The 26,175-nt window shown below is 56.5% G+C and carries 25 protein-coding genes and 3 tRNA genes; 10 read left to right on the forward strand and 18 right to left on the reverse strand.

The features are described from left to right. Positions 1-31: 31 nt before the first annotated feature. Genes miaA through nnr form a run of 5 tightly spaced genes read right to left on the reverse strand, consistent with a single transcriptional unit; the run spans position 32 to position 6,663 of the window. Positions 32-973: a tRNA (adenosine(37)-N6)-dimethylallyltransferase MiaA gene (gene miaA / locus H5P17_RS01645; RefSeq protein ID WP_182820947.1), complete on the reverse strand. Its 942-nt coding sequence runs from the start codon at positions 971-973 to the stop codon at positions 32-34. After that, positions 966-2,840, reverse strand: a complete 1,875-nt coding sequence (gene mutL / locus H5P17_RS01650) for a DNA mismatch repair endonuclease MutL (RefSeq protein WP_182820949.1) — start codon at positions 2,838-2,840, stop codon at positions 966-968. The genes miaA and mutL overlap by 8 nt, the downstream gene beginning before the upstream one ends. Before the next feature lie 22 nt (positions 2,841-2,862). Next, positions 2,863-4,659, reverse strand: a complete 1,797-nt coding sequence (gene amiB, locus H5P17_RS01655) for an N-acetylmuramoyl-L-alanine amidase AmiB (protein ID WP_182820950.1) — start codon at positions 4,657-4,659, stop codon at positions 2,863-2,865. A 7-nt stretch (positions 4,660-4,666) separates the two neighbouring features. Next, positions 4,667-5,137: a tRNA (adenosine(37)-N6)-threonylcarbamoyltransferase complex ATPase subunit type 1 TsaE gene (gene tsaE, locus H5P17_RS01660; protein ID WP_044553933.1), complete on the reverse strand. Its 471-nt coding sequence runs from the start codon at positions 5,135-5,137 to the stop codon at positions 4,667-4,669. 14 nt (positions 5,138-5,151) lie between these two features. After that, positions 5,152-6,663 carry a bifunctional ADP-dependent NAD(P)H-hydrate dehydratase/NAD(P)H-hydrate epimerase gene (gene nnr, locus H5P17_RS01665; RefSeq protein ID WP_182820952.1) on the reverse strand — a complete coding sequence of 504 codons (1,512 nt, stop codon included), beginning with the start codon at positions 6,661-6,663 and terminating at the stop codon, positions 5,152-5,154. Between nnr and queG the strand changes: the two genes are divergently transcribed. Continuing rightward, entirely contained in the window at positions 6,662-7,801 is a 1,140-nt protein-coding gene (queG, locus tag H5P17_RS01670; protein ID WP_182820954.1) for a tRNA epoxyqueuosine(34) reductase QueG, read from the forward strand. The genes nnr and queG overlap by 2 nt on opposite strands. Positions 7,802-8,100: 299 nt before the next feature. Here the strand turns inward: queG and H5P17_RS01675 are convergent. From H5P17_RS01675 to orn, 4 genes are all read right to left on the reverse strand, one after another. Next, a tRNA-Gly gene (locus tag H5P17_RS01675) sits at positions 8,101-8,176 on the reverse strand. 55 nt (positions 8,177-8,231) lie between these two features. Next, positions 8,232-8,307 (reverse strand) — tRNA-Gly (locus H5P17_RS01680). A gap of 64 nt (positions 8,308-8,371) precedes the next feature. Further along, positions 8,372-8,447, reverse strand: a tRNA-Gly gene (locus H5P17_RS01685). A gap of 204 nt (positions 8,448-8,651) precedes the next feature. Then, on the reverse strand, positions 8,652-9,197 hold the full coding sequence (gene orn, locus H5P17_RS01690; RefSeq protein ID WP_044553930.1) for an oligoribonuclease: 546 nt from the start codon (positions 9,195-9,197) through the stop codon (positions 8,652-8,654). Between the two features lie 183 nt (positions 9,198-9,380). On the opposite strand from orn, the gene rsgA reads away from it, so the two are divergent. The 3 genes from rsgA (at position 9,381) to mscM (ending at position 14,764) form a co-directional block, all read left to right on the forward strand. Continuing rightward, entirely contained in the window at positions 9,381-10,430 is a 1,050-nt protein-coding gene (gene rsgA, locus H5P17_RS01695; protein WP_020824898.1) for a small ribosomal subunit biogenesis GTPase RsgA, read from the forward strand. Between the two features lie 76 nt (positions 10,431-10,506). Then, positions 10,507-11,403 (forward strand): archaetidylserine decarboxylase, encoded by an 897-nt coding sequence (gene asd, locus H5P17_RS01700; protein ID WP_044553929.1) that lies wholly within the window; start codon positions 10,507-10,509, stop codon positions 11,401-11,403. A 13-nt stretch (positions 11,404-11,416) separates the two neighbouring features. Beyond that, positions 11,417-14,764 (forward strand): miniconductance mechanosensitive channel MscM, encoded by a 3,348-nt coding sequence (gene mscM / locus H5P17_RS01705; RefSeq protein WP_044553928.1) that lies wholly within the window; start codon positions 11,417-11,419, stop codon positions 14,762-14,764. Positions 14,765-14,833: 69 nt separating this feature from the next. On the opposite strand, the gene epmA is transcribed toward mscM, so the two are convergent. After that, complete coding sequence (gene epmA / locus H5P17_RS01710; RefSeq protein ID WP_020824895.1) at positions 14,834-15,811, reverse strand: elongation factor P--(R)-beta-lysine ligase; 978 nt, start codon at positions 15,809-15,811, stop codon at positions 14,834-14,836. Between the two features lie 385 nt (positions 15,812-16,196). Here epmA and frdA point away from each other — a divergent pair, with 385 nt between their 5' ends. The 5 genes from frdA to blc all read left to right on the forward strand — a co-directional run bounded on the left by frdA (position 16,197) and on the right by blc (position 20,121). Beyond that, complete coding sequence (gene frdA, locus H5P17_RS01715) at positions 16,197-17,993, forward strand: fumarate reductase (quinol) flavoprotein subunit (protein WP_182820956.1); 1,797 nt, start codon at positions 16,197-16,199, stop codon at positions 17,991-17,993. Further along, positions 17,986-18,720, forward strand: coding sequence for a succinate dehydrogenase/fumarate reductase iron-sulfur subunit (locus H5P17_RS01720; RefSeq protein ID WP_020824893.1), 735 nt, complete (start codon positions 17,986-17,988; stop codon positions 18,718-18,720). Before frdA ends, H5P17_RS01720 begins: the two co-directional genes overlap by 8 nt. Before the next feature lie 15 nt (positions 18,721-18,735). Next, positions 18,736-19,128 (forward strand): fumarate reductase subunit FrdC, encoded by a 393-nt coding sequence (frdC, locus tag H5P17_RS01725; RefSeq protein WP_037425927.1) that lies wholly within the window; start codon positions 18,736-18,738, stop codon positions 19,126-19,128. A 12-nt stretch (positions 19,129-19,140) separates the two neighbouring features. Next, positions 19,141-19,500 (forward strand): fumarate reductase subunit FrdD, encoded by a 360-nt coding sequence (frdD, locus tag H5P17_RS01730; RefSeq protein ID WP_044553927.1) that lies wholly within the window; start codon positions 19,141-19,143, stop codon positions 19,498-19,500. 87 nt (positions 19,501-19,587) lie between these two features. Beyond that, positions 19,588-20,121, forward strand: a complete 534-nt coding sequence (gene blc, locus H5P17_RS01735) for an outer membrane lipoprotein Blc (protein WP_182820958.1) — start codon at positions 19,588-19,590, stop codon at positions 20,119-20,121. Here the strand turns inward: blc and sugE are convergent. From sugE to efp, 4 genes are all read right to left on the reverse strand, one after another. Beyond that, complete coding sequence (gene sugE / locus H5P17_RS01740; protein ID WP_020824889.1) at positions 20,115-20,432, reverse strand: quaternary ammonium compound efflux SMR transporter SugE; 318 nt, start codon at positions 20,430-20,432, stop codon at positions 20,115-20,117. The genes blc and sugE overlap by 7 nt on opposite strands. A 218-nt stretch (positions 20,433-20,650) precedes the next feature. Further along, positions 20,651-20,782, reverse strand: a complete 132-nt coding sequence (locus H5P17_RS01745; protein WP_044553925.1) for an entericidin A/B family lipoprotein — start codon at positions 20,780-20,782, stop codon at positions 20,651-20,653. Positions 20,783-20,903: 121 nt separating this feature from the next. After that, entirely contained in the window at positions 20,904-21,035 is a 132-nt protein-coding gene (locus H5P17_RS01750; protein ID WP_071827072.1) for an entericidin A/B family lipoprotein, read from the reverse strand. Between the two features lie 71 nt (positions 21,036-21,106). Further along, the gene (gene efp / locus H5P17_RS01755) at positions 21,107-21,673 is read right to left on the reverse strand and encodes an elongation factor P (protein WP_020824887.1); all 567 of its coding nucleotides are present in this window, start codon (positions 21,671-21,673) and stop codon (positions 21,107-21,109) included. Between the two features lie 42 nt (positions 21,674-21,715). Here efp and epmB point away from each other — a divergent pair, with 42 nt between their 5' ends. Continuing rightward, positions 21,716-22,744, forward strand: coding sequence for an EF-P beta-lysylation protein EpmB (gene epmB, locus H5P17_RS01760; protein WP_182820959.1), 1,029 nt, complete (start codon positions 21,716-21,718; stop codon positions 22,742-22,744). 83 nt (positions 22,745-22,827) lie between these two features. On the opposite strand, the gene H5P17_RS01765 is transcribed toward epmB, so the two are convergent. From H5P17_RS01765 to H5P17_RS01780, 4 genes are all read right to left on the reverse strand, one after another. Further along, entirely contained in the window at positions 22,828-23,172 is a 345-nt protein-coding gene (locus H5P17_RS01765; protein WP_020824885.1) for a DUF4156 domain-containing protein, read from the reverse strand. Positions 23,173-23,412: 240 nt separating this feature from the next. Further along, positions 23,413-25,059 (reverse strand): chaperonin GroEL, encoded by a 1,647-nt coding sequence (gene groL / locus H5P17_RS01770; RefSeq protein ID WP_020824884.1) that lies wholly within the window; start codon positions 25,057-25,059, stop codon positions 23,413-23,415. Between the two features lie 44 nt (positions 25,060-25,103). Further along, entirely contained in the window at positions 25,104-25,397 is a 294-nt protein-coding gene (locus H5P17_RS01775; protein ID WP_004952634.1) for a co-chaperone GroES, read from the reverse strand. 184 nt (positions 25,398-25,581) lie between these two features. Further along, positions 25,582-26,073 carry an FxsA family protein gene (locus H5P17_RS01780; protein WP_182820961.1) on the reverse strand — a complete coding sequence of 164 codons (492 nt, stop codon included), beginning with the start codon at positions 26,071-26,073 and terminating at the stop codon, positions 25,582-25,584. Positions 26,074-26,175: the final 102 nt, after the last annotated feature.

Genomic DNA, 26,175 nt, shown 5'->3' on the forward strand with positions numbered 1-26,175 from the left:
AATACTCATCAATTGTACACAATCACTCGACCTATGCACTAACAACCTGTATTACCGAGTCCAAAGCCTCTCCCGGCTTCTCGCTGTCCAGCCAATGTACCGAGTTCCAGCCTCGTAACCAGGTCATTTGGCGCTTGGCCAACTGACGCGTTGCGCAAATACCACGATAAACCATCTCATCGTAACTAATTTCGCCAGATAAATATGACCACATCTGGCGATAACCGACACAGCGAATGGAAGGCAAATCCGTATGCAAATCACCCCGTGCAAAAAGTGCACGCGCTTCCGTCTCAAAACCTGCCGCCAACATTTGATGGTACCGCAGCGCTATGCGTTGATGAATCAACTCACGGCTGGTCGGTGCTATCGCAAATTGGTGAACATGATACGGCAACGATTCACCCGAAATTTTAGTCAGTTCCGTTAAAGTTTTACCCGAAATAAAAAAAACTTCCAGTGCTCTGGACAGTCTCTGCGGATCATTAGGATGAATTCTCAATGCCGCAATCGGATCAATCTCTTGCAACTGACGGTGTAAAACGTCCCAACCCTGCTCCGCAGCCTGCTGTTCGATACGCTCACGCACCGCCGGATCGGCAGACGGCAGCGGCGATAAACCTTCCAGCAGCGCCTTGAAGTAAAGCATGGTGCCCCCCACCAGCAGCGGGATACGCCCGGCGGCGGTAATGGCGGCCATCTCTTTCAGTGCGTCGGCGCGAAAATCCGCGGCTGAGTAAGCTTCGGCAGGATCGCGAATATCAATCAATCGGTGCGGCGCCTGCGCCAATTCTTCAGCGCTCGGTTTAGCCGTGCCGATATCCATGCCGCGATAAATCAGCGCGGAATCCACGCTGATCAGTTCCACAGGCAGGCGTTCACGCAGCGCGATCGCCAACGCGGTCTTGCCCGAGGCGGTCGGCCCCATAATAAAAATAGCCGGGGGTCGTGGTGTCATTTCAGTTTCAATCATGCGTAAGGGCTGCCAGTGCAGCCTGTAAATCAACAGGTTGTAAAAGTCCGCTCGGTGGTGATTTGACCAGCTGCGGGCAAAGTCGTTCAACGTCGGTCAGCAATTGTATCGCTTGCGAGGTGTTCCACTGCTCATATTCGCTGCCCAAGTGGCGTGCGAACCAGGTGGCTAACACCGGGGGCGACATCTCCTGATGCTCGGCCAGATAGCCTAACAGTTCGGGTATCAGTTTTTGTAAATTTTGTTGGCGTAATGGTAAAGGTACTGCGCGCAGCGTCACACGCCCATGATCTGTCTGCAAATCCAATCCCATTTTTACCAGTAACGGCTGATGGCGCACGCAAGCGGCCGCCTCTTGCTTATTCAGCGTCAGTTTGATGGGGATCAGCAACGGCTGCGGCCGCAGGCCTTCTTCAGCCGGGTTAAGCTGCGCCTGGCGTAACCAGCGTTCGGCCACCGGCAGGTTGAGCAACATCAATTGCTGGCGACGCTCAATCAGCGCGAAGCACGGTGGGTGGATCATCAGCACCCGGCCAAAGCTGTGCTGGCTGCCGTCCAGCGGCATATCACGCTCAGCCTTTACCGGTGGGAACAGCGGTTGTTTCGGCGTTTCTGGCGCTGGCTCCACCACCGGAGCGGCCTGCATCAGTTTGCCGTAAAGCTCGCCCTCACGCTTTTGGTAGCCGTTGCCAGCCTGGTAAGCCGGTTGAGGTGCGCGCTCACGCGCAACGCCAGCCTCACCAGGCTGAGATTCACGACGCGGCGCCGGCTGCGAAAAATGGTTGCCGCCGGCAGCGACGCGATTTTCCGGCTGCCAGGTTGGCGCCGATGGTTGCTCCGGCTCATCGTCCAGCGGCAGCGGCGCGTTGCCGACCTGCTGCAGCACGGTGGTCACCGCCTGATAAATAAAGTCATGCACCAGCCGCGCCTGATGGAAACGCACCTCGTGCTTGGCCGGATGCACATTCACGTCTACCTGATGCGGATCGACCTCGAGATACAGTACGTACGCGGGCTGCTGATCGTCTTTCAGTTGATCCTGATAGGCCTGGCGGATGGCATGGTTGATCAGACGATCGCGCATCATGCGGCTATTGACGTAGCAATACTGCATCTCACCCAATTGACGCGCCCCGGCAGGATCAGCCACCCAGCCGCGAATGGTCAGATCGCCGTGCTGCCAGGAAATGTTCAGCGCATGCTGCAAAAAAGACGGGCCGCAAATGCTGCCCAGGCGGCGCTCATATTGGCTCTCGTCTTTCGCTGCGCGATATTGGCGGATCAGTTTGCCGTTGTGGCTGAGGTTGATCGCCACATCGAAACGCGCCAGCGCAATACGCCGCACCACTTCATCGATATGGCTGAATTCGGTTTTCTCGGTGCGCATGAATTTGCGTCGCGCCGGGGTGTTGTAAAACAGATCCAGCACTTCCAGCGTGCTGCCTATCGGATGCGCCGCGGGTTTGACCGTCACCGCCTGATCGCGGCCTTCGGCATAGGCCTGCCAGGCTTCATTCTGTTCCGCGGTGCGCGAGGTGAGCGTCAAACGGGAAACCGAGCTGATGCTGGCCAGCGCCTCGCCGCGGAAGCCGAGGCTGACTATGGCTTCCAGATCGTCGAGCGTGCTGATTTTACTGGTGGCATGACGGGCCAATGCCAAAGCCAGATCGTCTTTACCGATGCCACAGCCGTTATCGCGGATGCGAATCAGCTTGGCACCGCCGCGTTCGATATCAATATCAATGCGTGTCGCACCGGCATCCAGACTGTTTTCCACCAGTTCCTTTACCACTGACGCGGGCCGTTCGACCACTTCACCGGCGGCAATCTGGTTGGCAAGCTGGGGCGGTAACACCTGGATGGGCATACTGATTCCTCTAATGTGGGCGCTAGGCCTGCGGAATGGTCAGCGTCCGATCCAGCGGCGCGACGTCCGACTTCAGTTTATTCACGCGCTTCAGGTCACTGACGCTGACGCCATAACGGGTAGCAATGGAGGACAAGGTATCACCGCGGGTCACTTTATGCCTGGACGGCTTCTTCACGCTGGGTTTTGCCTTGGCGACCGTACTGACCGTCGCGGCGGTTTTACCCGCCGGCACTTTAAGGCGCTGGCCGACCCACACGCCGTCTTTTTTCAGCTTGTTCAGGTCACGCAACGCCGCCATGGTGGTGCCATAGCTGTCGGCAATGCCGGAGAGCGTTTCGGCTCGCTTCACCACGTGGATCTGCGTTTTGCCGCTAATGCGGCTGCTGCCGGTCGAACGGGTGACCGGAGCAGGCTGACTGACGTCTTGTGTTGAGGAGTTAACCGCCGCTGCGACGTCCAGCGGTCGGTTTTCCACCTTTGGGTCAGCTTGTAGCGGGTGCGCCAGGAAATAACTGCGCAGGCCGTTGTGGATCGCCCGGGCAATTTTCTCCTGATATGCGCTACTGCCGAGCAGCCGCTCCTCCGTGCTATTACTGATAAATCCTGTTTCCACCAACAAAGATGGAATATCCGGCGAACGCAGCACGCCAAGACTGGCGTGTTCCGGACGACGTTTATGCAATGAACCGACGCTCTGCAACTGCTGCAAGACTTTTACCGCGACATCGTAGCCCACGCGTTGTGAGTGACCGAACTGCAGATCCAGCACCGCCTGGCTCAGGTAAGGATCCGCCTGGCTGTTGGCCAGCAAATCACCCGCACCGCCCAGTAATTCGGACTGTTTCTCATGCTGTTCCAGCCAGCCGGCCATCTCGCTGTTGGCGCGGCGGTTGGACAGAACCCAAACGGAAGCCCCGTTGGCGCTGCGGTTTGGCGCGGCGTCGGCGTGAATGGAGACCAGCACGTTAGCGCCTTGCTTACGCGCCACGTCAGAGCGGCCCATCACCGAAATGAAGTAGTCGCCGTTACGCGTCAACACCGGTTTAAACTGTGGATCGGCATCCAACAACGCCTGCAAGCGGCGGGCGATGGCGATAGTGACATTTTTCTCTTTCAGGCCGTTCGGGCCGATGGCCCCCGGATCCTGGCCACCGTGACCGGCATCGATAGCCACCACCACCCGATCGCCGGAACCGGCGGAAACGCGGCTGCTGCGCGGCGTGACCTCAGATGCGGTACCCGCAACCACGGTAGGCTTATTGGTGAAAGGATTGGAACCACTTGGCGCTCTGCGCACCGGAACAGGCTCTGGTTCAGGCTCACTCACCACCACCGGGGCTTTACGCGTCGGTGGGTTCACGACCACCGGTGCCGGCGTCGGGGCTTTTCGTACCGTGGTATTTGCGCTGCCCTCGGCGGCGATGGTAAACACCACGGTATAGACACTGCCATTCTGGCGCGTGGCTACCCGGGTCTTTGAACGCTGAGTCAAGTCAAATACCAACCGCACGCTCTGGGCATCTTTCGGTGCGCTGGAGCGAATGCTTTTCACCAGATTCTGGCCGCTGAAATTCAGAGGCAAACCGCCCACCTTGCCTTTCTGGTTTACATCCAACACCACGCGGTCCGGGCCGTGCAAGGGGAAGAAAGCATAGTCTGGCGGGCCGTTGAAGCTCACCGATACCGTGGCTTCACGCTGAGCATTGGTGACTTTAATATCAGACAACGACGATGCGGCCAAAGCACTGGCCGCACCCAAAGGCCCCAATACGGCGATCAGGGCGATTACGAGTAATTTTCTCAACGCATACGTCATTGCGGCGTCATTCCTGTGGCCCGTGAATACGGTCTAAAAGCTGGCTGCCGTAGGCAGAAACCGCCTGAATTTTTGCTTCGCGTCCCCGATCCTGGTAGCTGAGATGCAGCTCCAAATCCGGTTCCGGCAAGACGCCGGTCCCCTGCTGTGGCCATTCCACCAGGCAAATGGCATCCTGCGCAAAATAATCGCGAATGCCCATAAATTCGAGTTCTTCCGGATCGGCCAGGCGATACAGATCAAAATGGTATACCGCCAGCGGCTGCAGCGCATAAGGCTCCACCAGCGTATAAGTTGGGCTTTTAACGTTGCCCTGGTGGCCCAATGCCTGCAGAAAACCACGGCTGAAGGTGGTTTTACCGGCGCCCAGGTCACCGTAAAGGTATATTACGCTGGCGCGATCGCACGCCTTAGCCAAGGCGGTACCCAATGCGACAGTCGCTGCCTCATCCGGCAGAGGTAAAACGAGTTCTTTCATTCGATAGTTTCTATTTATGCCAACTCAGGATTAACGTAATAAGGGATTTCCGGCAATAAATCGCTCGCCAGCATCCCCCTTATTCCTTGTCTTGCCGCCACGCGATCGGCGGCTGCGCCATGCGCCACGCAACCGGCGCAGGCTGCATCATACAGTGAGAGCTTTTGCCCCAGCAAACCGCCGATGATACCGGACAGCACATCCCCCATTCCACCTGAGGCCATGCCGGCGTTGCCGACGTCGGCGATCGCCATCTGGCCTTGATCATCGGCGATCAACGTACCCGCACCTTTCAGCACGGCCACGCCACCGTAATGCGCTACCAGATTACGCACTGCAAGTAAGCGGTCACTCTCAATCTCGGCGGTACGGCACCCCAGCAGGCGTGCCGCCTCCCCAGGATGCGGGGTAATCACACGATTCTGACGCTTCTCGGGATTTAATGCCAGTAAGTTCAGCGCATCGGCGTCCCATAACGCCGGTTTATCACTGGCTTGCAATATTTTCAGCGCATTCCTACCCCATTGTCCCTGGCCCAGCCCCGGGCCAATCACCAGCACATCCGCCCAGTCGATCGCCTGCTGCAACCCCTCGTCGCTCAGCGGTTGCACCATCAGTTCCGGTCTGGCGGTCAGCAAGGGCCCGACATGCTCAATGTGAGTAAGTACTCGCACCAACCCAGCACCGCTGCGCAACGCAGCTTCTGCCGCCATGCGTATTGCGCCGCCAAAGCCGCGATCGCCCCCTACCACTAACAAACGCCCCTGTTCACCTTTATGTGAGCAGGGACGACGCGGTTTCAGCCACTGGGACAGCGATTCGGCAGTAAGCCGCTGAATCTGCGTCGGTTGCTTTGCCAGCCACCCCGATAATCCTAGCGTACTCTGGTGAAGTTGCCCGACCCAATCGCGGGCCTGGCCGGTCAGCAGACCCGGTTTGAGCGCGATGAAAGTCATGGTATGCGCTGCGCGAATGACGGCTCCAGGCGCGGCACCGCTTTCAGCCAGCAGGCCCGAGGGAATATCGAGTGCGATAACCGGCGCGCGGCTGCGGTTAACGGCTTCAATCAGGGCATCGTACGGCGCCCGCGGCGCACTGCTTAATCCAGTACCGAGCAGACCGTCGATGATCAGATCTATGTCTTCAGGCCAGCGGCTGTCGGTCGGATGGATCTCGCCGCCGCTGGCCAACCATGCCTGTCTGGCAGCAGCCGCTTCTGGGGGCAGTGGGCGCGTACCTTGGCAGGCAATCAGGCTGACTTTGACACCGGTCGCCGCCGCCAGGCGGGCGACAACGTAGCCGTCACCGCCATTGTTGCCATGACCGCACAGCACCAGCCAGTGGTGGGCGGCAGGGTATTGGTCGCACGCCAGCGTGTAAGCCGCCTCGCCGGCACGTTGCATCAGTTGATAGAGTGAGATGCCCTGCGAGGCGGCGGCGTCCGCTTCCGCCCGCCGGATCCAGTCCGCAGACCAGACAGAGTGTGGTAAACTGTCAGAGTATCGTTTTTCACTGTGGCCCGTCATGACTCACCCCCTCGATCTCAATCAACTCGCCCAACATATCAAGCAATGGGGGCAATCGCTAGGATTCCAGCAGGTAGGCATCTGCGACACCGATCTGAGCGCGGAAGAGCCCAAATTGCAGGCCTGGTTGGACAAACAATACCACGGTGAAATGGAGTGGATGGCGCGCCATGGCATGCTGCGCGCCCGACCGCATGAGCTGTTGCCCGGCACGCTGCGCGTGATCAGCGTGCGCATGAACTACCTGCCGGCCAAGGCGGCCTTCGCCAGTACCTTGAATAACCCGCAGTTGGGTTATGTCAGCCGCTATGCGCTGGGTCGGGATTATCACAAGCTGCTGCGCCAGCGGCTGAAAAAACTCGGCGATCAGATCCAGGCCTACTGCGGCGAACTTAATTTCCGCCCCTTTGTCGACTCCGCGCCGGTGATGGAACGCGCACTGGCCTCCAAAGCCGGTATTGGCTGGGTTGGTAAACACTCACTTATTTTAAACCGCGAAGCCGGCTCCTGGTTCTTTCTCGGCGAGCTGCTGATCGACCTGCCGTTGCCGGTGGATAAACCCCAGGAAGAGCAGTGCGGTCGCTGCGTCGCCTGTATCACCACCTGCCCAACCGGAGCCATCGTCGCCCCCTACACCGTAGACGCACGCCGCTGCATCTCCTATCTGACTATCGAGCTCGAGGGCGCCATCCCTGAAGAGTTTCGGCCGCTATTGGGCAACCGTATTTACGGCTGTGATGATTGCCAGCTTATTTGCCCGTGGAACCGCTTCTCGCAGCTCACTGACGAAGATGACTTCAGCCCACGGGCCGCGCTGCATGCGCCGCAGCTGATCGAACTCTTTGGTTGGACGGAAGAGAAATTCCTGCGCATCACCGAAGGTTCCGCCATCCGGCGTATCGGCCATTTGCGCTGGCTGCGTAATATCGCCGTGGCGCTGGGCAATGCCCCCTACCTGGATGCGGCAGTGGTGGCGTTGCGGGCTCGGTTGGAACAAGATGCGATGCTGGATGAACATATCCACTGGGCGCTGGCGCAGCAGCTGGCACGGCGTGAGGCGCAAGGCATAGAAGTGCAGACAACGCAGAAAAAACGATTGATACGGGCTGTGGAAAAAGGATTGCCGAGGGATGCCTGAAATCTTTCTTTCAGACCCGATAGTCACTCTGTGGATTTGTGCATAAAAATAAAAATGCTTTGTCTTTCAACTGCAACAAAAAGAGCAAGTGATCGGTATAACGTTTTTCGATAATTAAATATGCTTACAAATCAATGCAATATATATTTCATTTGTGTGGCGTTGATTTTTTGAACTGAGGGTATTATGAGCACTACCTGTGGATAAGTCTGTTCACAACATTTCGACAGGGTATGTATAACGAGACAAAGAACCGCGCCGTTAAAGGCGTTGGACTGAGTTTGAAATGAAGATAAAATTGGAGCGGGAAACGAGACTCGAACTCGCGACCCCGACCTTGGCAAGGTCGTGCTCTACCAACTGAGCTATTCCCGCATTGAGATGCTTTGGGCATCCGGCCATCAAACAACAACATGGCCTTTGAATTTTTTGGAGCGGGAAACGAGACTCGAACTCGCGACCCCGACCTTGGCAAGGTCGTGCTCTACCAACTGAGCTATTCCCGCGTCGCATGGGTACTGCCTGATACTTTTTTTATTCATCACGCCGCCTAAGCAGCATTGTTGAATTTGGAGCGGGAAACGAGACTCGAACTCGCGACCCCGACCTTGGCAAGGTCGTGCTCTACCAACTGAGCTATTCCCGCCCGGCGTATCGATGTCGGAACTAAACGAAATTCTTCATCGGTACGGGGTGCGCATTATACGAGAAATCCTTTTTGCCGCAAGCCCCTGAAAGCAAAAAAACGCGATTTTTGTTTGATTGCCGATTAAAGCGCCAAACTGACTAATTAAGCGGCGGAATCGGGAGCTTTCGGCAGTAAGGCCCCGATCAAGAGGCCCTGCATTCGTTATAGCTGGATGAAATGCTCGCGGTAATAGGCCAGTTCACCTACCGACTCGCGAATATCGTCCATCGCCTGGTGGGTGCCCTGCTTCTTAAAGCCACTGAGGATTTCCGGCTTCCAACGGCGCGCCAGTTCTTTCAGCGTGCTGACGTCCAGATAGCGGTAATGGAAGTAGGCTTCCAGTGCGGGCATATAGCGGAACAGGAAACGGCGGTCCTGACCCACGCTGTTGCCGCAGATCGGAGATTTGCCCGCCGGTACCCACTGTTGCAGGAAGGCGATAGTGGCCAGCTCGGCAGCGTGGTCGTCGAACTGGCTGGCTTTCACCCGCTCCACCAGGCCGCTGCCGGTATGGGTGCGCACGTTCCAGTCATCCATCAGGGCAAGCTGTTCATCGGATTGATGTACGGCGATCACCGGTCCTTCCGCGAGAATGTTCAGATTGGCATCGGTGACCAGCGTAGCGATCTCGATAATGCGATCGCGTTCAGGATCCAACCCGGTCATCTCCAGATCGATCCAAATCAGGTTATTTTCGTTTCCTGTCATGATATTTCCTGCGTAAAAGCCAAAAGATAAACAAACTGTAGGCAAGGCGGCGACCGGCGCTGGACGTTCAGCAGTCAAGGTACGCTGCGCGTGGCGGCTAACAACGGTTATTTAATATAAAATAGCGTGTATCATAGTCTTTTTGGTCGCCATGAGCGATAAAGCGGATTCAAGTGAGGCGCAGTGAGCAAGAACAAACTGTCCAAAGGTCAAGAACGCCGCGTGCAGGCGAACCATCAACGTCGCCTGAAACGCACCGATAAAAAACCGGAACTGGATGATTCCCAACTGGGCGAACCGCAGGACGGTATCGTCATCAGCCGTTTCGGCATGCATGCCGACGTTGAAGCGGCGGACGGCACCCAACACCGCTGCAATATTCGCCGTACGCTACGTTCGCTGGTCACCGGCGATCGCGTGGTGTGGCGCCCTGGCGTCGGTACCCATGAAGGGGTCAAAGGCATTGTCGAAGCCGTACATGAACGTACCTCGGTGCTGACACGCCCAGACTTCTATGACGGCGTGAAACCCATCGCCGCCAATATCAACCAAATCGTTATCGTTTCGGCGATCTTACCCGAGCTTTCGTTGAACATCATTGACCGCTACCTGGTGGCCTGTGAAACGCTGGAAGTTGAGCCGCTGATCGTACTGAACAAGATCGATCTGTTGGATGCCGAAGCGCGCAAACGGGTCGACGGCATGATGGATACCTATCGCAAGATTGGTTATCGGGTGCTGGAAGTCTCCAGCCAGACGCGCGAAGGCATGGAGGCGTTTGAACAGGCGCTGGTCGGGCGCATCAGTATTTTTGCCGGGCAGTCGGGGGTCGGCAAGTCCAGCCTGCTTAACGCTCTGCTACCCGCATCCAAAGAGCAAATTCTGGTAAATCAGGTTTCCGATGTCTCTGGGCTCGGGCAACATACCACCACCGCTGCACGGCTGTATCATTTCCAGCACGGCGGCGACGTGATCGACTCCCCAGGCGTACGCGAGTTTGGCCTGTGGCACCTGGAACCGGAACAAATCACCCAAGGTTTTGTCGAATTCCGTAATTATTTAGGCGGTTGCAAATTCCGTGATTGCCGCCACGATACCGATCCAGGCTGTGCCATCCGTGCCGCCATGGAAAAAGGCGATATCGCCAAAGAGCGTTTCGACAACTACCACCGTATTCTGGAAAGCATGGCGCAAGTGAAGGTTCGCAAGAACTTCACCGATGCCGCAGACTGATAATGCCGGGCGGCGTTGACGGCGGCAAAGCCACCGTTACAATGCGCGCCCTTTATCCTTATTCAAGAGGTTAAACGTGCTGGATAGCATCAAAATTAAATTGCAGTATTGGTTACCGAAGCTGGCACTGACCCGCCTGGCAGGCTGGGGTGCGGACAAGCAGGCCGGTTGGTTGACCCAGCTGGTCCTGAAGGGCTTTGCCCGCTATTACCGCGTAAATATGCAAGAGTCGCAACACCCAGAGCTGAGCGCCTACGCCAGCTTCAACGAATTCTTTGTACGCCCGCTGCGTGACGGCGCGCGCCCGATCATCAGCGACGCCAACTGGCTGGCGCTGCCCGCCGACGGTGCTATCAGCCAGCTCGGCCAGATCCACGACGACCAAATTTTCCAGGCCAAAGGCCACCACTACAGCCTGGAAGCGCTGTTGGCCGGCAACTATGTGCTGGCAGAGCCGTTCCGTAACGGTCTGTTCGCCACCACCTACCTGGCTCCGCGGGATTATCACCGCGTACATATGCCGTGCAACGGCGTGCTGCGCGAAATGATTTATGTGCCGGGCGACCTGTTCTCCGTCAACCCACTGACCGCCGCCAACGTGCCAAACCTGTTCGCGCGCAATGAGCGTGTGATCTGCGTATTTGATACCGCCGTCGGGCCAATGGTGCAGATACTGGTGGGCGCCACCATCGTCGGCAGCATCGAAACCGTCTGGGCCGGCACGGTAACCCCGCCGCGCGAAGGCATTATCAAACGCTGGACCTATCCTGAAGAAGGCGCGGAAGGCGCTATCGTGCTGGAGAAAGGCGAAGAAATGGGCCGCTTCAAACTGGGTTCGACGGTCATTAACCTGTTCACCCCTGGCAGCGTACAGTTCGCGCCGCAGCTGAATAACGGCACCGTGACCCGCATGGGCGAAGCCTTCGCAGAAATCCCGGCCGCGTCTGCTGCCGTTGAAACACCGCAGATCTGAAGGAATTGACGCTGTGCGCCTGATTATCACGTTATTGCTCGGTTGCCTACTGGCTCAACCGGTGCTGGCCGCCACGGTGCCCACCGAAACCCAGCTCAAACAGGAGCTGAAGCAGGCCGAGAGCAACAAGAGCGCGCCTAATCAGGCGGAAACCACTGAGGCGTTGCAAAGCGCCCTCAACTGGCTGTCGGAGCGTAAAGAGTCGCTAACGCGCGTTGAGCAATATCAGCGCGTGATCGACGATTTCCCGAAGATGACGCAGGAACTGCGTCGTCAGTTAGCGCTGGAAGACAGCAAAATCCTGCCGAACGGCGATAACCTGCCGGCCAGCGATTTGGAACAGCAAATCCTGCAAACCAGCAGCCTGCTGCTGGAACAGGCGCGTTTGCTGCAACAAGAGCAGGAACGTACGCGGGAAATCAGCGATTCCCTCGGCCAATTACCGCAGCAGCAGACCGACGCACGCCGTGCCTTGACCGAAGTTCAGCGTCGCCTGCAAGCCCAGCCCGCCAACCCGACCACTCCGCATGCTCAGGCTGCACTGGCGTTATTGCAGGCGGAAGCCGCTGCGCGCAAGGCCAAGGTCGATGAACTCGAGCTGGCGCAACTGTCGGCCAACAACCGTCAGGAACTGGCGCGAATGCGCGCCGAAGTCTACAAAAAGCGCCACGAGAAGATTGACGTCCAACTGCAGGCGCTGCGCAATAACCTCAATGCCCAGCGGCAGCGCGAAGCCGAACTGGCGCTGGAAAAGACCGAGCAGTTGGCCGAGCAGAACGGCGATCTGCCGAAAAGCATCAGCCAACAGCTGCAAATCAACCGTGAGCTGTCCGCAGCGCTGAACAATCAGGCTCAGCGCATGGATCTGATCTCATCCCAGCAGCGTCAGGCCGCCGCACAAACGCTGCAGGTGCGTCAGGCACTGAGCACCATTATCGAACAGGCCCAGTGGCTTGGTTCGTCATCGGCGTTGGGAGAAACCCTGCGTGCTCAGGTCGCCACGCTGCCGGAAATGCCCAAGCCGCAACAGCTTGATGGCGATATGGCCCAATTGCGCGTACAGCGCCTGCAGTTTGAAAGCCAACTGGAAAAACTGTCTCAGCGCGAATTCAAACGTGACGACGGCAGCGAACTGACCAGTGCGGAAAGACGCATCGTTGACGCCCAGTTACGCACTCAGAGAGAACTGCTGAATTCACTGCTGTCCGGGTGCGATACTCAGATCCTCGAGCTGACCAAACTGAAAGTGGCCAACACCCAGTTGATCGAGGCGTTAAACGAAATCAAGGATGCCACCCACCGCTATCTGTTCTGGGTGCCTGACGTCAATCCTATCACCCTGTCCTATCCGATTAACGTCGCGCACGACCTGACGCGTCTGCTGTCGCTGGATACGCTGTCACAGCTCGGCGGCGCCTTTATGATGATGGTGACCAGCCGCGAAACGCTGATCCCCATCTTCGGTGCCCTGCTGCTGGTGATTTTCAGCATCAGCTCTCGCAAGCACTACCACGCCTTCCTGACGCGCGCCAGCAGCCGGGTCGGCAAAGTGACCCAGGACGAATTCTTCCTGACCCTGCGCACCGTATTCTGGTCGATTCTGGTGGCACTGCCACTGCCGGTGCTCTGGGCGGCGCTCGGCTTTGGCCTGCAAAGCGCCTGGAACTACCCGGTAGCCGAAGCGATCGGCAAGGGCGTCACCGCCACGCTGCCGATCCTGTGGGTATGTATGATTTGCGCCGCCTTCGCCCATCCGCAGGGGTTGTTTATCGTGCATTTCCGCTGGCCGGTGAAGCAGGTTTCACGCGCCATGCGCTATTACAAAATGTCGATCTGGCTGATAGTGCCGCTGATCATGGCGTTGATCACCTTCGACAGCCTAAAAGAACGCGAGTTTGCCAATACCCTGGGGCGGCTGTGCTTTATCCTGCTGTGTCTGGCTTTGGCCATCGTCACCAATAGCCTGAAACGCGCCGGCATCCCGCTGTACCTGGATAAAAAAGGCTCCGGCGACAACATGGTCAACACTGCGCTGTGGGGGCTGTTGCTGTCCGCGCCGCTACTGGCGGCGCTGGCCTCCGCCGTCGGCTATCTGACCACCTCTCAGGCACTGTTGGCGCGGTTGGAAACTTCGGTGGCCATCTGGTTCTTCCTGCTGGTGATTTACCACATTATTCGCCGCTGGATGCTGATCCAACGGCGACGTATCGCCTTTGACCGCGCCAAGCAACGCCGGGCCGATATTCTGGCTCAGCGCGCACGCGGTGAAGAAGAAACGCCGCATACGCCCAACAGTACCGAAGGATCGATGGACATGGATGATTCAGAGATCGATCTGGATACCATCAGCGCCCAGTCGCTCCGGCTGGTTCGTTCGATCCTGACGATGATCGCGCTGGTGTCGGTGATCGTGCTGTGGTCAGAAATCCACTCGGCCTTCGCCTTCCTGGAAAACATCTCCCTCTGGGACGTGACGTCGACGGTCAACGGCGTAGAGACCGCGCATCCGATCACCTTGGGTGCGGTATTGATCGCCATCCTGGTGCTGATCGTTACCATGCAGCTGGTGCGTAACCTGCCGGCCCTGCTGGAGCTGGCGGTACTGCAGCACCTGGATCTGTCGCCGGGCACCGGCTACGCCATCACCACCATTACCAAGTATCTGCTGTTGCTGTTCGGCGCCATCCTCAGCTTTTCCTGGATCGGTATCGAATGGTCGAAATTGCAGTGGGTAGTGACCGCGCTCAGCGTGGGGTTGGGCTTTGGTATGCAGGAGATATTCTCCAACTTTATCTCCGGCCTGATCATCCTGTTTGAAAAACCGATCCGCATTGGTGATACCGTGACGATCCGCAACCTGACCGGTACCGTCACCAAGATCAATACCCGCGCCACCACCATTTCGGATTGGGATCGCAAAGAGATCATCGTGCCGAACAAGGCGTTTATCACCGAGCAGTTCATTAACTGGTCGCTGTCGGACAACCTGACCCGTGTGGTACTGACCGTACCGGCACCGGCAGAAGCCAACAGCGAAGAAGTGACCAAGATCCTGACCAACGCCGCCGAACGCTGTTCGCTGGTGCTGGATAATCCGGCACCGGAGGTTTATCTGGTCGATCTGCAGCAGGGTATCCAGATCTTTGAACTGCGTATTTACGCCGCCGAGATGGGCCACCGCATGCCGTTGCGTCACGAGATCCATCAGTTGATCCTGTCCGGCTACCGCGAGCACGGCATTACGCTGCCGTACCCACCATTCCAGGTACGCAGCGAGACGCTGTCCCGCCTGACCAGCAACGGTCGTACGCCGGCCTCCACACCGACGCCCAACACCAAACGCGAATCGGGCAGTTTGTAACCGCAGCATGCAAAAAGGGTTCGGCTATGGCCGAACCCTTTTTTTATCACAGTGGCACTAAATTAGCTGTTACGCGCGCCCGACCGGGAAGGCCAATACTTCACTCAGGCTCTCGGCGCCCAACGCCAGCATCACCAGCCGATCAACGCCCAGCGCCACACCGGAACACTCCGGCATACCGTGCTGCAGCGCATCCAGCAGGTTGTTATCAATCGGGTGCTGCGGCAAACCGCGTTCCGCTCGCTTGCGGTTATCCTGATCGAAACGCTGACGCTGCTCGCGGCTGTCGGTCAGTTCACGGAAGCCATTCGCCAGTTCAATACCTTTGAAATAGACTTCGAAACGCTCCGCCACGCGGTGATCTTCAGTGCTGATCTCCGCCAGCGACGCCTGGCTGGCCGGGAAGTGATAAACGAACGCCGGCTTATCACGGCCGATGTACGGCTCCACGCCAACGGTAAACAACAGTTGCAACAGCGTATCGCGATCCTCTTCGGTATCGGCAATGTTGCTCAGATCGAGTTTGGCCGCCGCTTCACGCAGTTGTACCTTCTCCGCTGACAGCGGATCGATATCCAGATGGCGCAGGAAAGCCTGCTGATAAGACAGGGTCTCCGCGCTCTCGCAGTCCAGCACTTGCTGCAGCAGATCATCCACCTCGTTCATCAGCCGGTACATGTCGTAGTGCGGACGGTACCACTCCAGCATGGTGAATTCAGGGTTGTGATGACGGCCGGCCTCTTCGTTGCGGAAACTGCGCCCCATCTGATAAATCGGCCCGCTGCCCGCCGCCAGCAGACGTTTCATGTGGTATTCCGGGCTGGTCATCATGTACAGCGTCATGCCATCCGCCGCACCGGGCCCGACAAAACGCGTCTGGAACGGGAACAGGTGAATATCGGTGACCGTCGCCTGGCTCATGGTTGGCGTCTCAACTTCCAGCACGCCACGATCGGCGAAGAAACGCCGGATCTCAGTCAGGATCGCTGCGCGTTTCAACAAATTGGCGATGGGTGCACTTGGCTGCCAGCTTGCCGTTTCGCTCATGGTAATTACTCCGAAATCAAACAGGGGATGCAGTCTACTCGTATCCTGGCATGCAAACAAATTCTTAACAGCCCGGCCGCTTTAACCTCGACATTACCTGATAAATAGTTGGCAAAAAGGGCAATAAAAGTTGAATAAACGTTAAATCCAGACCTCGGGCAATTATCCTTCCGCCCGCCGGTTAAAAGGCAAAACAATCGATCACATCAAATTTCTTCTACTTAACTTTAGGTATAGTTAATTCCACATTATTGGTGGGAGATATCTATCCTTAGGCTTTATGCAACGACAATGAACTCAGTTAGTTAGCACCCGAAGAATATTTATAAATATTAAGCATAGATATTTAATTTGCCGTTCTTAACAAGAATATTGGAGGAATGCAGTGCAAACCTTTAACGCCGATCTTGCCATTATTGGGGCCGGGGGTGCTGGTTTACGTGCAGCAATAGCCGCAGCGGAAGCCAACCCCCAACTGAAAATCGCGCTTATCTCAAAAGTCTACCCGATGCGCAGCCATACGGTAGCCGCCGAAGGGGGATCCGCCGCAGTCACTCAGGATCACGACTCCTTCGACTACCATTTCAACGATACCGTTGCCGGTGGCGACTGGTTGTGTGAGCAAGACGTGGTCGACCATTTCGTCCACAACTGTCCGCGGGAAATGACCCAGTTGGAACAATGGGGCTGCCCGTGGAGCCGTAAACCAGACGGTTCGGTCAACGTGCGTCGCTTCGGCGGCATGAAGATTGAACGAACCTGGTTCGCCGCCGACAAGACCGGCTTCCACATACTGCATACCCTGTTCCAGACCTCGCTTAAATACCCGCAAATCCAACGTTTCGACGAGCACTTTGTGCTGGATATTCTGGCGGATGACGGTCAGGTCCGTGGTCTGGTGGCGATGAACATGATGGAAGGCACCCGCGTGCAGATCCGCGCCAATGCGGTGATCATGGCCACCGGCGGTGCCGGACGCGTGTATCGCTACAACACCAATGGCGGCATCGTCACCGGTGATGGCATGGGCATGGCCTTCCATCACGGCATCCCACTGCGCGATATGGAGTTCGTCCAATATCACCCTACCGGCCTGCCGGGCTCCGGCATCCTGATGACAGAAGGCTGCCGCGGTGAAGGCGGTATTCTGGTGAACAAAGACGGCTACCGTTACTTGCAGGACTACGGCATGGGCCCGGAAACCCCGCTGGGCGAGCCGAAGAACAAATACATGGAGCTGGGCCCGCGCGACAAAGTTTCGCAGGCCTTCTGGCACGAATGGCGTGCCGGTCGCACCATCGCCACCCCGCGCGGCGACGTGGTCTATCTCGACCTGCGCCATCTGGGGGAAAAGAAGCTGCTCGAACGCCTGCCGTTTATCTGTGAACTGGCCAAGGCCTACGTCGGCGTCGACCCGGTAAAAGACCCCATCCCGGTACGCCCAACGGCGCATTACACCATGGGCGGCATTGAAACCGATCAAAACTGCGAAACCCGCATCAAGGGGCTGTTTGCCGTCGGCGAATGTTCCTCCGTCGGTCTGCACGGTGCCAACCGCCTGGGATCCAACTCGCTGGCGGAGCTGGTAGTGTTCGGCCGGGTGGCCGGTGAGCATGCCGCTCGTCGCTCGCTGGAATCTGGCCCGGCCAATGGCAGTGCCCTGGACGCGCAAGGGCGCGACGTCGAAACCCGACTGAGCAATTTGATGAAGCAGGAAGGCAGCGAAAACTGGTCGAAGATCCGCGATGAGATGGGGCTGTCGATGGAAGAAGGCTGCGGTATCTACCGTACGCCAGAACTGATGCAAAAAACCATCGATAAACTGGCTGAGCTGAAAGAACGCTTCAAGCGCGTCAAAATCACCGATAACTCCAGCGTGTTCAATACCGACCTGCTGTATACCATCGAGCTGGGCTACGGCCTGGACGTCGCCGAGTGCATGGCGCACTCCGCCTTCAACCGCAAAGAATCCCGCGGCGCCCACCAGCGTCTGGATGAAGGCTGTACCGAACGTGACGACGTGAATTTCCTGAAGCATACGCTGGCATTCCATAACCCGAACGGCGCACCACGCCTGGAATACAGCGACGTGAAGATCACCAAACTGCCACCGGCCAAACGTGTGTACGGCGCTGAAGCCGAAGCGCAGGACAAAAAGGATAAGGAGCAGGCAAATGGCTGAGATGAACACCCTGAAAATCGAGGTCATGCGCTATAACCCTGAATGTGACGCCGAGCCGCATTTCGAGACCTTCGCGGTGCCTTACGATGAGCAAACTTCGCTGCTCGACGCACTGGGCTACATCAAGGATAACCTGGCACCCGACCTTTCCTACCGCTGGTCATGCCGCATGGCCATCTGCGGTTCGTGCGGCATGATGGTCAACCGGGTACCGAAGCTGGCCTGCAAGACCTTCCTGCGCGAATACACCGACGGTATGAAGGTAGAGGCGCTGGGCAATTTCCCGATTGAGCGCGATCTGGTGGTCGACATGACCCACTTTATCGAAAGCCTGGAAGCGATTAAGCCTTACATCATCGGCAATAACCGCAAACCGGAAGACGGCCCCAACGTGCAAACGCCGGCGCAAATGGCCAAATATCACCAGTTCTCCGGCTGTATCAACTGCGGGCTGTGCTACGCCGCATGTCCGCAGTTCGGTTTGAACCCAGAGTTCATCGGCCCGGCGGCAATCACCCTGGCGCACCGTTACAACCTGGACAATCGCGACCACGGCCAGAAACAGCGCATGGCACAGCTCAACGGCCAAAACGGCGTGTGGAGCTGTACCTTTGTCGGCTACTGCTCTGAAGTGTGTCCGAAGCACGTCGACCCGGCCGCTGCTATCCAGCAGGGCAAGGTGGAAAGTGCCAAAGACTTCATGATCGCCATGCTGAAGCCGCAATAAGGGAGAGAAACCGCAATGACAACACAACGTAAGCCCTATGTGCGCACCATGACGCCGACCTGGTGGCAAAAGCTCGGCTTCTACCGTTTCTATATGCTGCGTGAAGGGACCTCGGTGCCGGCCGTGTGGTTCAGCATCGTGCTGATCTACGGCGTTTTTGCGCTGAAAGGCGGCGCGGACAGCTGGGCCGGGTTCGTCGGTTTTCTGCAAAACCCGCTGGTGCTGCTGATTAACGTGGTCGCGCTGCTCGCGGCGCTGCTGCACACCAAAACCTGGTTCGATCTGGCGCCGAAAGCCGCCAATATCGTGGTCAACAGCGAGAAAATGGGGCCTGGGCCTATCGTCAAAGCGCTGTGGGCGGTCACGCTGGTCGCCAGCGTGGTCATCCTGGCCGTGGCCCTGCTGTAATCCGGAGGAAACATGATAAATCAAGCACCTAAACGCTCAGACGAACCGGTTTTCTGGGGATTATTCGGCGCCGGCGGCATGTGGGGCGCAATCATCGCGCCTGCTATCGTGCTGCTGGTCGGCATTCTGCTGCCGCTGGGGTGGTTCCCCGCTGATGCGCTGGGCTATGACCGCGTACTGGCTTTCTGCCAAAGCCTGATTGGTCGGCTGTTCCTGCTGCTGATGATCATCCTGCCGCTGTGGTGCGGCCTGCACCGTATACACCATGCGATGCACGATTTGAAAATCCACGTGCCGGCCGGTAAATGGGTCTTCTATGGCCTGGCGGCCATCCTCAGCGTCGTCACCGTTATCGGTGTGGTAACGCTGTAAAACTCTTCTGGCGGCCAACTCCCGTTGGCCGTCTGCTTTACCTTTCGGCTACACTGTTTATTCCAACCCGGTAAACAGGAGTAACCAATGCGTTTTCGGTCAAAGCTATGCGCGATCATTCCCGCTTTTCTCTCCGCCGCTTGCAGCGTTTCCCCGCCGAAGAACATCAAAGTAGTGAATGATTTCGACAGCCAGCGCTATCTCGGCACCTGGTATGAAATCGCGCGTTTTGATCACCGTTTTGAACGCGGCCTCGAACAGGTCACCGCCAACTACAGCCCACGCGAAGACGGCGGCCTCAAAGTGGTGAACCGGGGTTTTAATACGCAAAAACAACAATGGCAGGAAAGCACGGGCAAGGCCTATTTTACCGGCTCACCGCAGGTAGCCGCACTCAAGGTATCCTTTTTTGGGCCTTTCTACGGCGGATATAACGTGATTGAGTTGGATGCAGATTATCGCTACGCGCTGGTTTGCGGCCCAAACCGAGGGTATTTGTGGATACTGTCGCGCACGCCGACGCTGGACGCCGCCACGCGCGACAGATTAGTGCAAACCGCGAAAAACAACGGCTTTGAGACCGATAAGCTGATCTGGGTGAAACAACCGCAGCATCAGTGACTGCTGAACTTCAATCCGAGTATGCCGACAACGATCAGACACAGGCTGAGGATGCGCGCGATGTTGGTTGATTCACCGAGCAATACCATTCCCATAATGGCCGCGCCTACCGCACCAATGCCTGTCCAAACGGCGTAAGCCGTGCCGGCGGGCAGCGTTTTCATCGCATGCGCCAACAACAGCATGCTGACCACCATGGCGGCAACGGTAATAATGCTCGGGGTAAGCCGAGTAAAACCATGGGTATATTTCAGGCCGACGGCCCACACGACTTCCAGTAAACCGGCAATAAGCAGAATAATCCAAGCCATGAAACAGGCTCCATAACGGTGGGGTCGTCCCCGAATGCAGAGGCGTAAACGGGTCGTCCCATTTAGCGTTGTGATATGCCCGGGGGATTATACCTGCAGCTAAGGGGGATAACAGCACAAAGGTGGCAGCAGGTGAATATTCAACGTGGGAAGCGGTATCCCACGGCGCCGTCTTTGGATGGCCGTTCGTGGAATACCGCCGGAGTCGGCAAAGAGGGCTATTGCGCGCTACGCTGGATGGCCTTACCGCCAGCCTGAATATCTTCGCCCACACCCTGAGTGGTGTTGCACGCGGTCAACGAGGTCAAAATCATCAAAGAGAAAATCGCGATAATACTTTTCTTCAGCATAGGAAAGTCCTTATTTGTCAGTGGCGATAAAGTACGGCTTTCTAAGCTTAGTAAATATTAGCGGGGGTTGCTGTTTAAATGGTTTTATTTCGCACAATTACATTAGAAAGGTTAATGCTTATTAACTTGCAGTGCGAGAGATAGCGCCACCAAGGTGCTGAACGTCTTCACCAAAGCCGCGGAAAGTATTACAACCGTTAAGGGACAGCAGTATTAACAGGGAGACAACGACCAACAGAGCTTTCTTTATCATGCTGATTCTGCCAAGGGGATGCGGAAGAGAATAAAGCAAAGGAGCCACACAGGGCTCCTTTGTTATGAAACTTATTTTACGCGTGAAACGTATTCGCCAGAGCGGGTGTCAACGCGGACAACTTCGCCAATCTGTACGAACAACGGAACCTTAACCACGGCGCCAGTGCTCAGGGTAGCAGGCTTGCCGCCGGTACCGGCAGTATCGCCTTTCAGACCTGGATCGGTGTCAGTGATTTCTGCTTCGATAAAGTTCGGTGGCTGAACCGCGATTGGACGACCGTCCCACAGGGTAACGATACATTCTGCGTTGTCTTGCAGCCATTTTGCCGCGTCAGAGACGGTTTTTTCTTCAACACCGTGCTGCTCGAAAGTCTCAGGGTGCATGAAGTGGTAGAACTCACCGTCGTTGTACAGGTAGTTCATGTTGGTATCTACCACGTCTGCGCCTTCGCAAGAGTCGGTAGATTTAAAGGTTTTCTCAACGCGAGTACCGGTCAGCAGACGACGCATTTTAACGCGCGCAAATGCCTGACCTTTGCCCGGCTTAACGAACTCACTGGATTCGATAGCGTAAGGTTCGCCCTCGAACATGATTTTAAGACCCGGACGGAAATCGTTGCTAGAATAAGTCGCCATGATGGCCCTCTGAATATTTAAACTGGTAGCTTAGCCAAAAAAATGGCACACATTATAACCCAAAGTACGGCATATAGAGAAGATTGGTTGCATCAACTCGCCGATGTTATTACCGATCCCGATGAATTACTGCAGCTTTTGTCACTGAATACGCATCCGGACCTGCCGCAGGGCCGTGAAGCCCGTCGACTGTTTGCATTGCGCGTCCCCCGCGCCTTCGCCGCACGCATGCGTCCCGGCGACGCCAATGACCCGCTATTGCGTCAGGTTCTGACCGCCAGCGAAGAATTCATCAATGCACCCGGCTTCACGACCGATCCGCTGGACGAACAGCGTAGCGTGGTGCCAGGCCTGCTGCATAAATACCGTAATCGCGCTCTGCTGCTGGTTAAAGGCGGCTGTGCGGTTAACTGCCGCTACTGCTTCCGCCGCCATTTTCCGTATCAGGACAACCAGGGCAATAAGGCCAACTGGCGTCAGGCGTTGGATTATATCCGCCAACACCCGGAACTGGATGAGATTATTTTCTCCGGCGGCGATCCGCTGATGGCAAAGGATCACGAGCTGGACTGGCTGATCGGTGAGCTGGAAGCCATTGAACATGTAAAACGCCTGCGCATCCACACCCGTTTGCCGGTGGTGATCCCGGCGCGTATCACGCCAGAGCTGTGCCGCAGGCTGTCGGCCTCTCGTCTGCAGGTACTGATGGTCACACACATCAATCATGCCAATGAGATTGACCGTGAACTGCAGGGAGCCATGACGCAGCTGCGTCTGGCTGGCGTCACCTTGCTGAACCAAAGCGTGTTGCTGCGCGGCATTAACGACAACGCCGACACCTTGGCGGCACTGAGCAATGCGCTGTTCGACGCCGGAATTCTGCCCTATTACATCCACGTGCTGGATAAGGTACAAGGCGCGGCGCACTTTATGGTCAGCGACGACGAAGCGCGCACCATTATGCAGGCGCTGCTGAGCAAGGTTTCCGGTTATATGGTTCCGCGTCTGACCCGTGAAGTCGGCGGCAAGCCAAGCAAAACGCCGCTCGATCTGCGCCTGATGCAAGATTGACTGTTCGGCGCAATGACAGAAACAAAAGAGGCATGCCTGGGCATGCCTCTTTCTTATGCTATGGCGTACGCATTAATCTTGCGTTACGGGCACTTATAAACCTGGCCGGCCATTTTGCTGTCCAACGGGGCAAAGCTTGAAAGCAGGTTCTGGCTTGGGCTGGTAGCACCATAAATCACGTTGCCGCCCATTGCCGCTGCCTTGTTGCGCAGATCGTTTGCCGCGCCGCGCATGGAGCTGCCTTCACCACCGTTACCGGACAACCAGTTGCTCTGGGTGCCAGTCACTTCGCCCACCAGCTGGCATTCCGCCGCCGGTTTGGTATCGGTAAATTTAACCTGCTGACCTGCGGCGGAAAGTTCATTGGTGCTGCTGCAACCTGCCAGCAGCAAGGCTGCCGAAAGACCCAGTAAGGCTTTAATCCGCATCTTGTTCCCCATCTATATTGAGAGTTTCGCAAAAGCTTATCAGAAAGCGTTGCTATCTCTTAAGCATCCGTTGCCACTGGTGCTGGCCAACGTCTTGAGCGACAGCTGATGAAAGATCAGTTTACCAGCTAAATCAGCCCGGTCTGCATAAATATCATCAAAAGCAGTGAGACAAAGCACGCAAAAAAAAGCCCCGACCAATTGGCCGGGGCTTTTGCACACGCGAACGTGGGGGGATGATTACATCATGCCGCCCATGCCGCCCATGCCACCCATACCGCCAGCGCCACCTAAATCAGGTGCGTCGCTTTTTGGCAGGTCGGTCACCATGCACTCGGTGGTGATCATCAGGCCAGCCACAGAAGCCGCGTACTGCAGAGCAGAACGGGTTACTTTGGTTGGATCCAGGATACCCATCGCGATCATGTCGCCGTATTCTTCGGTGTAAGCGTTGTAGCCGTAGCTGCCTTCGCCTGCTTTCACGTTGTTGGCAATCACGGAAGCTTCTTCACCGGCGTTGATTACGATCTGACGCAGTGGAGATTCCATCGCGCGCAGAGCAACCTTGATACCGACGTTCTGGTCTTCGTTGTCGCCTTTCAGGTTAGCGATTTTGCTGGCTACGCGGATCAGTGCAACACCACCGCCGGCAACCACGCCTTCTTCAACCGCAGCACGGGTCGCGTGCAGGGCATCTTCAACGCGGGCTTTCTTCTCTTTCATTTCAACTTCAGTTGCTGCGCCCACTTTGATAACGGCAACGCCGCCGGCCAGTTTAGCGACACGCTCCTGCAGTTTTTCACGATCGTAGTCAGAGGTAGCTTCTTCGATCTGCTGACGGATCTGGGTAACGCGGCCTTGGATAGTCGCTTCGTCGCCCACGCCATCGATGATGATGGTGGTGTCTTTGTTGATCACAACGCGTTTAGCCTGACCCAGGTCTTCCAGGGTCGCTTTTTCCAGCTCCAGACCGATCTCTTCAGAGATAACGGTACCGGCAGTCAGGGTAGCGATGTCCTGCAGCATGGCTTTACGACGGTCGCCGAAACCAGGTGCTTTAACCGCAGCCACTTTCACGATGCCGCGCATGGTGTTAACCACCAGAGTAGCCAGCGCTTCGCCTTCAACATCTTCAGCGATGATCAGCAGTGGTTTGCCGGCTTTCGCTACGGCTTCCAGTACTGGCAGCATTTCACGGATGTTGGAGATTTTTTTGTCAGCCAGCAGGATGAACGGGCTTTCCAGTTCGATAGAACCGGTTTCTGGCTTGTTGATGAAGTATGGAGACAGGTAACCGCGGTCGAACTGCATCCCTTCAACAACGTCCAGCTCGTCTTGCAGGCCAGTGCCTTCTTCAACGGTGATAACGCCTTCTTTGCCTACTTTTTCCATCGCTTCTGCAATCAGTTTACCCACGGTTTCGTCGGAGTTTGCAGAGATGGTGCCTACCTGAGCAATAGCTTTGGAGTCAGAGCAAGGTACAGACAGTTTTTTCAGCTCTTCAACAGCGGCGATAACCGCTTTGTCGATACCGCGCTTCAGATCCATTGGGTTCATGCCGGCAGCCACTGCTTTCAGGCCTTCGGTGATGATGGATTGAGCCAGTACGGTTGCAGTGGTGGTACCGTCGCCTGCCGCGTCGTTCGCTTTAGAGGCAACTTCTTTCACCATCTGCGCGCCCATGTTTTCAAACTTGTCTTCCAGTTCGATTTCACGAGCAACAGATACGCCATCTTTAGTGATGGTAGGAGCGCCGAAGGACTTATCCAGCACTACGTTACGGCCTTTCGGGCCCAGGGTCACTTTTACTGCATCAGCGAGAACATTCACGCCGCGGAGCATTTTCACGCGTGCGTCATTGCCGAATTTTACGTCTTTAGCTGCCATTGGTATTTCCCTTCAACTCGTTCAGTTCAGAAGATAAAGCGTGTTTACGCTTCAACAATTGCCAGAATGTCGCTTTCGGACATGATCAACACTTCTTCATTGTCGATCTTCTCTGCTTTCACGCCGTAACCGTCGTTGAAAATCACGATATCGCCAACTTTCACATCCAGCGGCTGGATGTTGCCGCTTTCCAGAACACGCCCTTTACCCACCGCGACAACTTCGCCACGAGTAGATTTACCCGCTGCAGAGCCAGTCAGGACGATGCCGCCAGCAGATTTTGATTCAACTTCTTTGCGCTTGACGATAACGCGGTCATGCAATGGACGAATACTCATTGAACGCTCTCCTGTAAGAAGGTCTCTATCAGATTTAGGGTTGTCACCGGATTGTTAATACCGGCTTGTGGGATTTGAAATGGGGGCATTCCATCCCCCTTCAAGGGGGCGGCCAAAAAAATTTTCGCTTTTGATGGCAATACTGGGCTACTGATGCGAAAAACGCGGCCTGGGCCGCGTTTTTTCAACGATCGTTGCGTTTGTCATGATCGTCGGGCTGATGATCCAGCGTATAGCGATCGTCGTTTTTACGCTGGAACTCGCCGTCGAAGGTGTTGCCGTTGGCGGCATCACCGCCCTGGCTCCAACCGCCGGGGCGATAAACGGAAAGATGCGGCATCAGTTTCAACGTCAGCGATTTTTGCACCGGGGGCAGTAACAGCAACAGGCCGAGGAAATCGGTAAAGAAACCCGGTACCAGCAGCAAAAAGCCCGCCAGCACCAATGACACGCTCTTCACCATTTCTGATGCAGGACTTTCCCCCGCCGCCAGTTTTTGTTGCATCTGCATGAAGGTTTTCATGCCCTGATTGCGCACCAGCGAAATGCCGACGCAGGAAGTGAACACCACCAGCAACAGGGTGATCGCCACGCCCAATACGGCGGCGACTTTGATAAATAGGGATATCTCTATGTAAGCCAACAGAAATATCAGCAGTAACGGTAACCAGCGCACCTGGTTCTCCTCTGGTAGATCTGCGCAACCGCACGTTGGCGACGGCGCGAAAAGGGGGCCGGTAAACGGCCGACCTAAATACAATGGGGTCTGCCGGCGTGC

This window comes from Serratia sp. OS31 (assembly GCF_014164835.1).
Taxonomy (GTDB): domain Bacteria; phylum Pseudomonadota; class Gammaproteobacteria; order Enterobacterales; family Enterobacteriaceae; genus Serratia; species Serratia liquefaciens_A.

Excerpts from the sequence above, each read along its gene's own strand:
- amiB (WP_182820950.1), bottom strand. The coding sequence starts at position 4,659 with ATGACGTATGCGTTGAGAAAATTACTCGTAATCGCCCTGATCGCCGTA.
- queG (WP_182820954.1), top strand. The coding sequence starts at position 6,662 with ATGACTCACCCCCTCGATCTCAATCAACTCGCCCAACATATCAAGCAA.
- sugE (WP_020824889.1), bottom strand. The coding sequence starts at position 20,432 with ATGGCTTGGATTATTCTGCTTATTGCCGGTTTACTGGAAGTCGTGTGG.
- miaA (WP_182820947.1), bottom strand. The coding sequence starts at position 973 with ATGATTGAAACTGAAATGACACCACGACCCCCGGCTATTTTTATTATG.
- H5P17_RS01765 (WP_020824885.1), bottom strand. The coding sequence starts at position 23,172 with ATGCGGATTAAAGCCTTACTGGGTCTTTCGGCAGCCTTGCTGCTGGCA.
- efp (WP_020824887.1), bottom strand. The coding sequence starts at position 21,673 with ATGGCGACTTATTCTAGCAACGATTTCCGTCCGGGTCTTAAAATCATG.
- H5P17_RS01720 (WP_020824893.1), top strand. The coding sequence starts at position 17,986 with ATGGCTGAGATGAACACCCTGAAAATCGAGGTCATGCGCTATAACCCT.
- mutL (WP_182820949.1), bottom strand. The coding sequence starts at position 2,840 with ATGCCCATCCAGGTGTTACCGCCCCAGCTTGCCAACCAGATTGCCGCC.
- H5P17_RS01745 (WP_044553925.1), bottom strand. The coding sequence starts at position 20,782 with ATGCTGAAGAAAAGTATTATCGCGATTTTCTCTTTGATGATTTTGACC.
- frdD (WP_044553927.1), top strand. The coding sequence starts at position 19,141 with ATGATAAATCAAGCACCTAAACGCTCAGACGAACCGGTTTTCTGGGGA.
- orn (WP_044553930.1), bottom strand. The coding sequence starts at position 9,197 with ATGACAGGAAACGAAAATAACCTGATTTGGATCGATCTGGAGATGACC.
- blc (WP_182820958.1), top strand. The coding sequence starts at position 19,588 with ATGCGTTTTCGGTCAAAGCTATGCGCGATCATTCCCGCTTTTCTCTCC.
- epmB (WP_182820959.1), top strand. The coding sequence starts at position 21,716 with ATGGCACACATTATAACCCAAAGTACGGCATATAGAGAAGATTGGTTG.
- epmA (WP_020824895.1), bottom strand. The coding sequence starts at position 15,811 with ATGAGCGAAACGGCAAGCTGGCAGCCAAGTGCACCCATCGCCAATTTG.
- nnr (WP_182820952.1), bottom strand. The coding sequence starts at position 6,663 with ATGACGGGCCACAGTGAAAAACGATACTCTGACAGTTTACCACACTCT.
- H5P17_RS01750 (WP_071827072.1), bottom strand. The coding sequence starts at position 21,035 with ATGATAAAGAAAGCTCTGTTGGTCGTTGTCTCCCTGTTAATACTGCTG.
- H5P17_RS01775 (WP_004952634.1), bottom strand. The coding sequence starts at position 25,397 with ATGAGTATTCGTCCATTGCATGACCGCGTTATCGTCAAGCGCAAAGAA.
- groL (WP_020824884.1), bottom strand. The coding sequence starts at position 25,059 with ATGGCAGCTAAAGACGTAAAATTCGGCAATGACGCACGCGTGAAAATG.
- tsaE (WP_044553933.1), bottom strand. The coding sequence starts at position 5,137 with ATGAAAGAACTCGTTTTACCTCTGCCGGATGAGGCAGCGACTGTCGCA.
- frdC (WP_037425927.1), top strand. The coding sequence starts at position 18,736 with ATGACAACACAACGTAAGCCCTATGTGCGCACCATGACGCCGACCTGG.